9 protein-coding genes are annotated in these 12,501 nt (G+C 57.6%); 5 read left to right on the top strand and 4 right to left on the bottom strand.

Features of this window, described 5'->3' with window-relative positions:
• The first annotated feature begins 50 nt into the window (after window positions 1–50).
• Window positions 51–959, top strand: a complete 909-nt coding sequence (locus H8F22_RS09215) for a LysR family transcriptional regulator (protein ID WP_194939999.1) — start codon at window positions 51–53, stop codon at window positions 957–959.
• Window positions 960–968: 9 nt separating this feature from the next.
• On the opposite strand, the gene H8F22_RS09210 is transcribed toward H8F22_RS09215, so the two are convergent.
• A complete protein-coding gene (locus H8F22_RS09210) occupies window positions 969–1,223 on the bottom strand; it encodes a hypothetical protein (RefSeq protein WP_027923497.1) in 255 nt (84 codons plus the stop codon).
• Between the two features lie 165 nt (window positions 1,224–1,388).
• Between H8F22_RS09210 and H8F22_RS09205 the strand changes: the two genes are divergently transcribed.
• Window positions 1,389–1,706, top strand: a complete 318-nt coding sequence (locus H8F22_RS09205; protein ID WP_027923496.1) for a DUF883 family protein — start codon at window positions 1,389–1,391, stop codon at window positions 1,704–1,706.
• A gap of 103 nt (window positions 1,707–1,809) precedes the next feature.
• Here H8F22_RS09205 and H8F22_RS09200 read toward each other — a convergent pair whose 3' ends face one another.
• Window positions 1,810–2,847: an Ldh family oxidoreductase gene (locus H8F22_RS09200; RefSeq protein ID WP_059180913.1), complete on the bottom strand. Its 1,038-nt coding sequence runs from the start codon at window positions 2,845–2,847 to the stop codon at window positions 1,810–1,812.
• Between the two features lie 226 nt (window positions 2,848–3,073).
• Between H8F22_RS09200 and H8F22_RS09195 the strand changes: the two genes are divergently transcribed.
• Both H8F22_RS09195 and H8F22_RS09190 read left to right on the top strand, forming a co-directional pair.
• On the top strand, window positions 3,074–7,927 hold the full coding sequence (locus tag H8F22_RS09195; RefSeq protein ID WP_194939998.1) for a dermonecrotic toxin domain-containing protein: 4,854 nt from the start codon (window positions 3,074–3,076) through the stop codon (window positions 7,925–7,927).
• A 95-nt stretch (window positions 7,928–8,022) separates the two neighbouring features.
• Window positions 8,023–9,024, top strand: a complete 1,002-nt coding sequence (locus tag H8F22_RS09190; protein ID WP_194939997.1) for a FecR family protein — start codon at window positions 8,023–8,025, stop codon at window positions 9,022–9,024.
• A gap of 55 nt (window positions 9,025–9,079) precedes the next feature.
• Here H8F22_RS09190 and pvdQ read toward each other — a convergent pair whose 3' ends face one another.
• Window positions 9,080–11,425, bottom strand: coding sequence for a bifunctional acylase PvdQ (gene pvdQ, locus H8F22_RS09185; protein WP_194939996.1), 2,346 nt, complete (start codon window positions 11,423–11,425; stop codon window positions 9,080–9,082).
• 226 nt (window positions 11,426–11,651) lie between these two features.
• On the opposite strand from pvdQ, the gene H8F22_RS09180 reads away from it, so the two are divergent.
• Complete coding sequence (locus tag H8F22_RS09180; protein ID WP_027923491.1) at window positions 11,652–12,053, top strand: fe2+ zn2+ uptake regulation protein; 402 nt, start codon at window positions 11,652–11,654, stop codon at window positions 12,051–12,053.
• Here the strand turns inward: H8F22_RS09180 and H8F22_RS09175 are convergent.
• Entirely contained in the window at window positions 12,043–12,231 is a 189-nt protein-coding gene (locus tag H8F22_RS09175; protein WP_027923490.1) for a hypothetical protein, read from the bottom strand. The two genes, H8F22_RS09180 and H8F22_RS09175, sit on opposite strands and share 11 nt — an antisense overlap.
• Window positions 12,232–12,501 lie beyond the last annotated feature (270 nt).

The raw sequence follows: 12,501 nt of genomic DNA, 5'->3' as shown, positions 1-12,501 counted from the left end.
TCTCCGGCGCCGCGGGATCATGAATAAAGCCCGATTCGTTGCTGAATGATATGAACACTATGAATATCGCCAACGTCGACCTCAACCTGCTCAAAGTCTTCGAAGCCCTGCATGAAGAGTCCAGCGCCAGCCGAGCGGCCTTGCGTCTGGGCGTGACGCAATCGGCAGTCAGTGCCGCCTTGCGCAGGTTGCGCGAGGTCTATGGCGATCAGCTATTCGTGCGCACCGGCCGCGGACTGGCACCGACGCTCAAGGCCAATCAATTGAAACCGGTGGTCAGCGATGCGCTGAACAAATGCCGCCAGAGCCTGGCGATGGTCGATCCGGCGGCCCATCAGTACGATGGCCGTTCAGTGTCGGTGGGGATGTCGGACGATTTCGAGATCGCCTATGGTCGGCGATTGATCGATGAAATCGCGCGGACTGCGCCAAAGCTGCGGCTGATCTTCCGCCAAACCCACAGCCAGATCGTCGGCCATGCCTTGATGGAGCGCAGCATCGATCTGGCGGTCACCGCCGGTGGATTTGCCGAGCGTTTGCTCAGCCGTCAAGTATTGGGAGAAGGCGGATATCTGTGTCTGGTGGATCGCGCCAGCCTCGCCGAAGCACAACAAACCCTCAGCCTTGAAGAATTCGTCGCACGCGAACACCTCCTGGTCTCGTCCGGTGGTTTTATCGGCATCACCGATGAAGGGCTGGCGGCGCTGGGCTTGAGTCGTCGGGTGTGTGCGTCGACCACGCATTTTGCCGCGCTGCCGCACTTGCTCAAAGGCAGTCAGGCGGTGGCGACCATTCCCGCGCATGCCGCTCAGAGCATTGCGGCGCTCAGTGGTCTGGCGCTGCTGCCCTGCCCTTTGGCCTTGCCGCGTTACCCGATCGAACTGGGCTGGCGCACCAGCACCCAACTCGACCCGGTGGTATTGAAAGTGCGCGAAGCAATTGTCGCGTGTTTCGCCTGAAGCCCCGCCTTACTTGTTGGCCGCCATGAGGCGATTGACTTCACTGCGCACCATGTTGGCGTATTCCGGCGGCGACATTGCGTCGAGTTCGGCGCGGACCCATTCGGACCACTTGCCTTTGCGTTTGGCGCGTTCACCAAATAGCCGCGCGGCTTCGCCCTTGGATTTGCCCAGGTTGCTTTGCCAGAGGTCGAACAGACGGGATTTTTCATCTTCCAGCGCCGCGCGCTCGGCGAGGGGTTTATCGGCCAGATTGAAGCTCATTGGAATGTCCTGCTGCGTAAAATAGGCGACATCTTACACTGTAGGACGAAACGTCCGACTCAGGAATTTTCTGTCCGGCAGGCTCGACGGGGAAATCCACTGCAACTTTTTCACCCGCGCCAGACTCCATTGTTCACTGCCTACTTACCTGCAAGGAGTACCTCAATGGCTCGCAAAACCGCTGCACAAACCGCCGAAGACCAAATCAAGGATCTGGCATTCAGCGAGCTGACCACGCTGATCGAAGAATCGGAAAAACTGCTGAACAGCAGCGCCGCGCTGGTCGGCGAGGAAGCAGAAACCCTGCGTGAGCAAATCGCCCAGAAACTCCAGCAGGCACGGGATTCGGTCAGCAGCGTGCGTGACCGCACAAAACCTGCCGTCGAAGCCACCGAAACCTACATCGGCGGTCATCCATGGCAAACCGTGGCCATTTCTGCCGGATTCGGGCTGGTGGTCGGGTTGTTGCTGGGTCGGCGCTAAGCCTCCCCGCTTTGCACAGTAAAAAGGCGAGCCATTGGCTCGCCTTTTTCATACCCGCCTAACACCGACTCGTAGCAGCTGCCGAAGGCTACACAGGCTTGTGTTACTGCGCGAGTGCCCGCAGGTTCGCCAGCGTCTCGGTGTCGAGCGCAATACCTTGAGCCGCGGACTTGGCCCGTTGCGAATGGCGGCGATCACCCGGCAGGCGCTTGAGCCCCACGCCGTGCATCTGCCGCACCAGTTCCTGGCTGCGCTCGGCAAAGTTTTGCCCGGCGGCCTTGCTCGGGTCGATGACGATCAACAGTTGGCCAGTCCATGGTGTCTTGGCGCCGGGATGGTTCGACCAGTCGAACTCAAAGGAAAAATTGCCGCCGGTCAGCGCCGCCGCCAACAATTCCACCATCATCGACAGGGCAGAACCTTTGTGCCCGCCAAACGGCAGCAGTGCGCCACCCTCGAGAATCGCTTTCGGGTCCTGTGTCGGCTGGCCGAGGCTGTCCACACCCATGCCTTCCGGCAAACGCTCGCCCTTGCGGGCCGCGATCTGCACATCGCCATGGGCAATGGCGCTGGTGGCCAGGTCAAAGACAATCGGCTCGCCATCCGCGCGCGGGGCGGCGAACGCGATCGGGTTGGTGCCGAACAACGGACGATCGGCACCGTGCGGCACCACGCAAGTCATGCTGTTGACCACGCTGAGCGCCACCAGCCCTTCGTAGGCAAAGGGCTCGACGTCTGGCCACAAGGCGGCGAAATGGTGCGAGTTGCGAATCGCCAGCACCGCAATGCCGGCGCTGCGCGCCTTTTCCATCAACAGGGAGCGTGCGGCCGCCAGGGCCGGTTGGGCAAAACCATTGCCGGCGTCGACGCGCACGAATCCTGAGGCCACGTCTTCGACCACTGGCACGGCCTGGCCATTGACCCAGCCGCTGTTCAGGGTCGAGACATAACCCGGAATGCGGAACACGCCATGGCTGTGAGCACCGTCGCGTTCGGCGCCGGCACAGTTGAGGGCCAGGGTTTTGGCGACGTCGGCAGAGGTGCCATGACGTAGAAAAATCTGTTCGAGCAATTGAACGAGCGCGTCGAAATCGAGCGTTTGGGTGTTCGAACTGACGGCCATTTCGGGCGATGCGGTCATCTGAAGCTCCAGTTTTATTATTGGGTGCGGGCAACAGGGTGAAGCGAGGTTGCAAGGCAACCTGAAAAGAGTCGCCGATTAAGCGCTGTTGTACCGGCGTCCTGTCAAGTCTCGGCAGCCAGATTGGCTCAAGCAATATGTACCGCACATGAGCCAGATAGCGGCCGTACCGTTATTCCTCGACTTAACGACTGCGACCTGCGGATCCCCGCACATCGAGGACATCATGACCGCTCCTTCAATGCCGTATTTTTTCGACGAGGCACAAACTGCCTCCAGTGCCCGAGAACCCGGTAACCGCGAAAAGGCGCTGAACTTCACGCTGGATGACCTGCAATGGCTCAAGAACGTTTACCTGGCCACCGAAGTAGCCCGCACCGCGCATAACAACCCCATGCACGTCTCCCGGTTGTGGCTGACCGTGCCGGACACGGCGGACGTCCCACTGGCCGGCGCTTTCGCCATGGGCCGCCCCAAGGATGGAGAAGTCACGCTCTACACGCCATGGAAAGGCTTGATCAAGTTTGCGGACATGAACGAGCTGAAACGCAAGCTCAAGGAGTGGTTGGCGTCGCCGACCGACAAGGTTGCTCTGCTGCGTTTCCTCTCCATTGAACAACGTAGCGCTATAGCCGTTGCCACAGTGCCTGACATTTGCACAACAACAATCGAAGGCGCGGTGTTCCAGGACCAGCAGCTCACCCTTGATACCAATCAAGCTCAAAACATCAAGACGATGATGGGCGAGCTGCTCAAGATGCCCACGCTGCAGTCTATGCTCAACGACACCCTGAAAAACGCGTTGTACAAGCCGTTTCCAGCACTGGACCAGCGCCTGACTCGACTGAAGACGTTTATCAGTACAGTGTCAGCCTTCGACGGGGGTGACTATGAGCACACGACCTCTTCGCTTTCACTGGGCGATGCCCTCCTGCACTTTTACCTGACCAACCAGTGGCCCCCCGGCGACTCCAGGGTCTTTGAGCATCCCGGTCACGGCGTGAGCAGTGACGCCGATAACCAGGCCTGGGAAAGCGCAGTCAAAGAAATCGCCCAAAGTTTCACCCCTCACTTGTACAGCCTGCTCGACATGTTCTGGAACACCGCCATGAGCAATGGGATGCCACGCCTGGCGTTTTTCAGCGAGGGCCTGCGCGATACGTTCCAACTGAAACTTCTGCTCCAGCGCCAGGACGGCATTTTGACCACGCAGGAGTATCTGCAACTGATGAAGGTCTGCCAAGAACCCGGGGATGCGACGTTGCGCATCGAAAAAGTCAGGGTGACGGCCCCGTTCAAGCATTTCGTGGAACTGGCCTCGACCTTGATGATCGGGGGCGCCGACACCTTGGGGTTTCTATACACCCCCTCCCGAGGTATCGAAGCGACTGACAATTTGTCAGCGGTCAAAAAGATCGTACTGCAGATGATGAACAGTGAAGGTCACGAAGATGCGCTGCTCAACTTCATGTCGCTGGATGAACGTCTCACCCTTCTGGGCATGGAGCCGCAGGAGCGCCTGATTGAAGGCAGTCCCCTCGTCGGCCCGGTATTTGACCAAGTCATGACCGACATCCTTCACAAGCAACAGGACAACCTCAGTCATGCCTTGAGTCGTTACCGTGAAAGTGAAGGCACGCTCTCCCCACATGCCCTGCTGGATAATGCTCTGGACGTGCGTGGTCTTATTGATGGTCGACTGCTGGCCACCGCTTCCACAGGCCGCTGGAGTACACGGGTCGATCAGCGCATTAGCGGGCAACCGGCAACGGTGCGAGCCGATTCAGCCAAAGAGCAGATGACACTGCTCGATTCGGTTGGGCAGGCGCTCGATCAACGGCGTAAACAACACCCGGTCATTCCCGTCGGCGTCAATACACTCGCTCGAGTAGAAAGCCTCCTCGACTCATCCGTGGCGGACTTGCAATCGAGTTTTACGCATACCCTGTCAACGGCATTGCGCAGCGAATTGAAGCTACACACGGTGACACGCACCTTGGGCGCGACCGAGCAGGCAATCATCAAAACGGTGCTCGATAGCCCGATACACCTGCAGCGAGCGGCGTTAAACGGTTTCTTGCCAGACGTATTTTCCCTGGCATTGAAGGCCGGCGACGTGACGACCCCATTGAAGCTGGCGAGTTGTTTTGTGCTGACTGAACGAGGAGGCCTGGACCTGAAGCACTCGGGCAAGGCGATTTTGTGGACGCCGGCATCGGGATTCGAAGCGTTCAAGACACTGTCACAGTTGCAGACCGAACTTGATCAGCGCCTCAAGGATGACACTCTGCGTTTAACCCTTCTGGAAAACCTTGGTCGTAGCGAGCGAATGGCCGGCAGGACGTATGTGCTGGCGCCACTGCAGCGGATACACGGGCACTTTCTCGATCACCTCCAAAAGCCTTACGTCCATCTGGACCAGGCATGCATTACCCGCGCATTGGCCACGCCACTCCCCCCCGCGCGGCTGCCTGATCTTCTGAATCTGGTGGCGCTACGTGAGCCGCTGACAGGGTTAGGTCGCGCGTCGGACATTGCCCAGTCCCTGACGACGCAGCAAAAACTTCCGGCATGGCTCGCCAAAGCGTCCATTGAAGATCTGGTGCTGCATGGCGAACTGCTTCAGCAATACCTCGACAACGTCAAAGACGACGAGGATTACCTGAGCGGCCTGCGATCACTGCAGCGTACGGCTCACGCAGCGCTTGAAAAACAACTCAAGGCGGACGCCTTCAACATTGATCCGGACAAGGTCCAGGTCCAGATCAGCGCACGTCTGACGTCGCCGGCCCGGACTCAAACCCTGACCGACTTCGCATTGACGGCTATGAAGGAGCTGGATCAGGCCCGATTCAAACTGCAATCGCTGGATACCAGTGTCATTCCCGAGGGGATGAACGAACAGTACATCAAAGACCTGATACGAAATCTTAAGCCGGGGGAGCATCAGCAGAAAATACTGAGTGAAGCCCTTGCTGATACCCCGGCCAACGCCGATCGCAGAAAGTGCTTTTACAGACAATTGCCTTGGCAACTGATGCATTACGCTCACACGGAAAAACTGCAGGAACGCCTGAGCGAAAAAGGCTTTGATCTGATCCGGCAAATCATGGACATGCCCGACGCCATCGCTCGCGCGGCGGTCGAAGGTGCCCATGCCATTATCCGCCCGCTCGAGCTCTTGGGGATCAAGAGCGCACAGACGATCAAAGTGCCCGGTGTCTACCTGATCGGCTCAGCCACCGATAGCGCAGCCCCCCACGTCCTTGTCGCACCGCACAGTCCCCGTCATGGGATAAAGGAATATGAAAGTGAAGTTCAGTTACTGACAGAGTTGAAGACTCGCGGACCGCTGCTTGACTGGATCCTCATGAACCTGACGCCGTCTGACCGGACGGTGCTTGAAAACCGGATGGCGACCACTCACAACCGCGTTACTCGAGCCGTAACGGCTACTTCCGACAAGCCGCCTCAAGAAGTCACATTGGCGTCCAGTCCGATCAAGGGCCACCTCTTCAGCCAGTTGTTCAAAGACAACGCTGCGCTACTGGGCCGACTGCTCGGTTGTCAGTCCGACGACAAAAACCAGGGCGAATGGGAAACCATCAAACACGTACTGGGCGAAGACCTGCACGAGGCTTATTCGTTTTTCATGGGGAAACTCGCTTACCCCATGACCGTGTGGCGCAGTTACCGCGACATCAAGCAATCTGCCGAAGACCTTCAAACCCATAAATGGGGGGCTGCAATAAGTGCCTTCATCGACGGTATTGCTCAACTGGCTTCGTTGCGGCAATTAGCAGGCGATCAAGTGCAATTACCCGCAGTAACGGGGGCAGCGCCTCCGACGTCGTCCGCTAACCGATTTAGCTGGCATGAGGTCAATACCACCGCCCTCGAACGCACGCAGTTAAAGCGCCATGAAAGCATCGACGTCGATCTCAATTCACTGACCTCCGACTCGACACTTGGGCTCTACACTCATCCAGCCTCCGGAAAACACTACGCGCCCGTTGAAGGAAACGTCTATCCGGTCGTCAAGCTTGACACCCGTTGGCGCATTGCAGGCAGCCAAAAAAGTGTGCCTTTTCTGCGCCAAAACACCGTAAAACAATGGGTCCTGGACCGCCAGAGGCTGGCGTCCCGCTTCAACCTTATCGACCGATTGGACACCGTAATGGCCGTTTGGGGAGGCATGAACGTCGATGCCCGCGGGATGGCACAGATCCGGCGATTGTTTCCGTACAAGGCACGTCAGATCGATGAAGCACTGGACCTGGCAACCACCTATGCCTGGAACAGCTTTCGAAACCTGCAATTACTAAAGACTACCGACACTGCGGTGACCCCGGTGCACCAACTCATCACCGACTTTATAGGCGTGTCGCAAGTTCTGCCCGCGCATGTGGAGCAGCTTGAAAAAGTCGTGGAGGAAATATTTTCAGCGTTGCTCGACCCGACGCTCAGAACGGCCAACTCCAGTCGATTTACGATCGGCAGGGTGATCGAGGATGCAGAAAACACCTTCGGCTTCATTACGCCGAAAGACCCAAAACGCAAAATTTACCTGGCGGAAAAATTTTTCGCTTCCAGCTACGAACACTACCGCTCGCACCTCAGCGACGTGCACTTCCCCATCGGCGCCCATAGCCGTTCGATGACCCTCATTCATGAGCTCTCACACATCGTCTGTAAAACCCTCGATATTTCATACCTCGACACCGGCCGCCCATTCGCAGACCTGATCGGAACAGTGACACAGGATGCCAAACAGCTCAAAAGCGCGTTGACCACGCTTCAAGACACCGCACTGTCCATAAAGACGCCCTATACCCAACTGTTCATGGCGCAAAACCCTGACACTGGTGAGTGGGAAGACCTGGGTCATACAGCCAGTGAAGACACTGACCTGATCAAAGAACACGTTTTGACGCTGACCGGCGCAGAAAACCTGAGCGAGGCCCGCCACACGTTTAAAAGGGACCCACTGATCAGGTTGAAAGTACTACTTGGCAACGCCGACAGCGTCGCCTGGTTGATCGGTCATTTGGGACGGCAACTGCACGCCAGTACCCCTTGAACTTAAAAAAAGGCGTGTTTGATAGTTAATTGCCATGACGGCTGTTCTCGCCAGCTTCCTCGCAAGGTTAGAATGCCGGAAATCAGGATGAGTCAATGACCGACAATTCTCTATCGCCAGCCGACTATGATGCGATCACCGATGCCGCAGCGCATTGGTGCATGCGCCTGCATGCAGTCGACTGCACGGCTGAAGAACGTGTAGCTTTCGAACGATGGCATGACGCCCATCCGCTGCATGCATTCGAATATGAAGCCATGCTGGAGATCTGGGAGGTTGCCGGGGATCTGCCGCGTCCTGAACCCGTCAATCACGGTGCGCGCCTCAAATCCACTACGCCTTGGCGCAGTCTCGGCATTGCCGCTGCGGTGTGCACCCTGGCGTTGCCACTGGCGGCATACAGTGGGTGGAGTTTGGGTTGGTTACCCAACTCGTACCAACACTTTGAAGCCCGTGATACGGTCCGTCAGGTCACCCTGAGCGACGGCAGCCAGATTGAACTGAATCTTGGCAGTGAGCTGACATTCAGCAACTACAAGGATCAGCGGCGGGTGACGCTGAAAAAAGGCGAAGCCTTCTTCAGCGTCAGCCATGACACGACTCACCCTTTTGTCGTCAAGGCCGCCAGCGGCAGTATCCGGGTCACCGGGACCCGATTCAACGTCTGGATGTACGAGGACCAGGTTCGTGTGAACCTGATCGAAGGGTCGGTGCTGGTCACCAGCAACGACGACCTCCCCGGCGATGGCGTACGTCTAGGCCCCGCCATGCAGGCGCGCTTTAAACAGGGTGACTACACGCCACAAATCAGTCAGACCTACGCCAACGATAATTCGCTGGCCTGGCGCAGTGGCAAACTGGTGCTTGATAACCTGGCACTCATCGATGCCCTGCCGTTGATCAATCGTTACCTGAGCAAACCCGTGATGGTGGCCGATCACAGTACCGGTCAGATCCGTCTCGGCGGAATCTACAACATCAAAGAGCTCAACAACCTGGTGGCGTCCTTGCCCAAGGTGCTGCCGGTTTACCTGACCCGCAACAAGGACGGCAATCCGGTCCTCAACTCCATTCCGCTAACCCCCCCTAAAAGCTGAAGGCCGCAACCCTTGTGGGGTGCGGCCTTCGTTTTTGATCCAAGTGCCTTTGCTGTTACTGCGCAGCCACCGTCCCGGCGTTTCCATCCTGCTCGCGAATTGTCTGCGCCTGGTACTGCGGGTCTGACGTGATCTGCTGCTCGGTAAACGGCAGCACACTCAACTGTTTCTTCGAAAAAGCCAGCGTCTGATCCCGCGCGTACTTCGAACCCGGATCGCTGGACAACGAGAACGCCAGCAAACCTTGAGCGTGTGGCCCCTCGTCATCGAAGGTCACTACCTGCAAGTAGCTCGTGCCACTGACCACTTCAAGTTTGCCGTCTGTTCTCGGCACGCTTTGTATGGCGTTGTAGACGCCCAACGTGCCGGGTCCACCATGGATCGGCGTTTGCTGGCCGCCGCTGCTGGCCACCTGAATATCGCCCCAGCGTACGTCTGGCTTCAACCCTTGGGCTTTTACCTGTTCAACCGAAACGAGCATGGCCTCGCGAAGAGCCTTGGCGACATCCGCCCGGTCAATGGCCAGACCACGCGGGGTGTTTTGCGGATCTTTGGGATCAAATGCCACGCGCCAGATACCGGGGTTTTGCTGCAACGGTTCCATGACATTCTGGAAGTGGACAAAGCCCAGCCCGCTGTCCAGATTCGCCCGGCGATCCCACGCCTTTAAATGGCCGCACAGCGGCGTCAGCGCCGCGGCATCGGCGCCAAGGTTACCGGCACAAAACTGCAGCAGATCCGGCATCACCTGTGCGGCCAGGTACACCTGATCGTCCATGACCATCCGTTGCAAATCCCCTGTCGTCAAACGCCCGGACTGCTCCAGCGTGGCCAAGCGATCCAGTGCAAAACGCGAGCGCAAACCCAACGGCTGGCCTTCCTGGCTGATCAATGGCGAGAACCCGGTGAGCGGTTGCGCCGGGTTGGCCATCCAGGCGGAATCATTGGAGTGCTGCACAAAATCCTTTCGCGACAACTGCGGTAATTTGTCTGGGGCAAAAATGCCTTTTTGCGCTGCTCGCGGGTCAATGTCCCAGGCACAGGCACTGTTGGAGCCGTCGAGCACGATCATTTGCAACCCGGCCCTTGGATCGCTGCACTTGACCAGTTTTTCCGCGTTGACGTTTGGCACCACCGACAGGTTCATGTACAGCGTTTGCCCCTGATCATCCACGGCCAGGGTGTTGACCCACGGGATGCCCTGAAGGGCGTGCACCGAGGCCTGCAACTCCTTGAGGCTGTTCGCCTGGTTCATCGCATACCACTGCTGCAGGACCCGGTCGTTATCCAGGTTGGCATCGCGCAGGCTGTACGCGTATTGATGATTCCAATCCAGTTTTCCAGGCCATTGCACGATCGGGCCGAAGGACGTGCTGTACACCACATGAGAAACCGGCGTGGTCTGACCATCAGGTTGCTGCACATTCACCGTGAGGGTTTGTTTTTTCATCGGCAAGGACTTGCCGTCGAGCAGATAGCGGGTCGAATCCTTGGGATCAAGTTGCAGTCGATACAGCGTGAAGTGTTTGGATGAGTCCACGGTGTGGGTCCAGGCCAAGTGCTGGTTGAACCCGATGTTTATCATCGGCAACCCTGGCAGCGCAGCGCCCATCACATCCAGTTTGCCGGGAATTGTCAGGTGCATCTGGTAGAAGCGCATTGCGCCGACCCAGGGAAAATGCGGATTGGCCAGCAGCATCCCGCGGCCATTGAACGAACGTTCGCTGCCGATGGCCACGGCGTTACTCCCGCGATCCAGCGCAAACCGCTGCATGCGCGAGGCCGCCACCTGGAAGGACGATGGCTCAGCGATCACTTGCGTGACGGCTTGGGGTGGAGTGGCACCCGCCAACGCTTCGGCGAACTGCCCTACTCCACCTTCGACCAGTAGACGACGGGTCAGCTTGACCAGGTCCTGGGCAGTAATCTCGCGCACCCAGCCCCCCTGACACTGCGCGGGCAAACCCTGGGCCCGGCGTTCTGCCAGCGAACGGTTGTAGCCGGCGACATAACCGTCAATGAGTTGCTGCACTTCGGGCGTTTGCGCCTGCCAGAAACCGGCGACGGCATCGGGTGTGTTCAGCCAGATGAAAAACAGGTCGCTGACCAGATTCTCACGCTCTTCGACAGTCAGTTGTTCCGGGCCGAAATAGCGTGAGCGTTCACCATTGACAGTGACAATTTCGTTGGCCAACAAACACAGGTTGTCCTGCGCGTAGGCGTACCCGATGCCATAACCGAGCCCCCGTTCGTTGTCGGCACGAATGTGAGGCACGCCGAAACTGGTGCGGCGAATGTCAGCGCTCGCCTGTTCTGTCTGACTGCGGGCGTTTGCCGCAAGACTCAGCGCCACTAACAAACCCGCAAGGCTTAGCCTGGTTAACTGCCTGAAAATAATCACACTCGCTCCTGATCGAATAGACAAACACCCTGCCTTCTCTCAGGAACGAAACAAAAGACAAAAATTTAGGCTCGCAAAGCCATTCCAAATGGCCTTCTCACGGGCTGCTCACATGGCACCGACAAATTTTCTACATTTGGGCCTTCATTATTTGTCGTGCTCGTTCGTCTAAATGACTGAGAGCCCCCTTCACATTTTCTGGCCGGCTCGGAAAAGGAGTTTTTGCATGTACAACTCGCAACTGCCAATGGACGGTAGCAATGCACCCTCGGGCCCTGCCATGGGCTCCGGTATTTTCGAGCCGCGCGGCGAGCGCAACGGCAATGAGCGCATCCGGTTGCTGCTCAAAAGCTTTGGCCTGCGCACCAGCCTGATTCGCCTCAAAGTCATTGACGCCTTACTGGTTGCCGCTGAAAGCGATCGTAGTCTCGGCGTGCGCGGCGTGCACAGCCAGTTGCTGGACCTGGACATTCCCTTGTCCTTTCTCAGCGTGCGTGAAGTGTTGAAACGTTTGTGCAGCGAAGGCGTGATCACGCTCAATCCGGACAAAAGCTACAGTCTGCATCCGCACGCTGTAGCCATGCTCCATCGCGATTCACCCGTTGAAGATACGTCGCTCAAGCCTTGACCTTGCGACGCATCACGCCGTTGATCACCACCACGACCACCGCCACACCAATGGCGATGTACTGAAACAGCTTCTCGCTGATGACACCTTCGTTTTGCAGATACGAAAGGCCGAACATGATCCCCAGCACGACCAGGGAGATCAGAATCGAGTATTTCAAACGTTGCGATTGAGTCATTGCGAGTTCCTGAACCTGAAAATGTATCCGCTTTGTATCCGAACGCATGCCAACCCCCTACCTTTCTTCGGGGATGGCGAGCTGTAAACGGGGTCTCATGTTACAGCCGATGAAGAGATTTGGCTTCATAGCGGCGCTAACCATGAGGATTTCGAAATGTTTCGTCGAATCACACAGCTGATTCCCCTGATCGCAATTTTGGCCTTGAGTGGCTGCATCATTTTCCCCCACGGCGGTTGGCACGTGGATCACCACTATAATCGTGGCGGG

The organism is Pseudomonas mucoides (assembly GCF_015461845.1).
Classification (GTDB): domain Bacteria; phylum Pseudomonadota; class Gammaproteobacteria; order Pseudomonadales; family Pseudomonadaceae; genus Aquipseudomonas; species Aquipseudomonas mucoides.
Note: the sequence above shows the minus strand (reverse complement) of the source record. Positions and strands in the feature narration are given on the sequence as shown.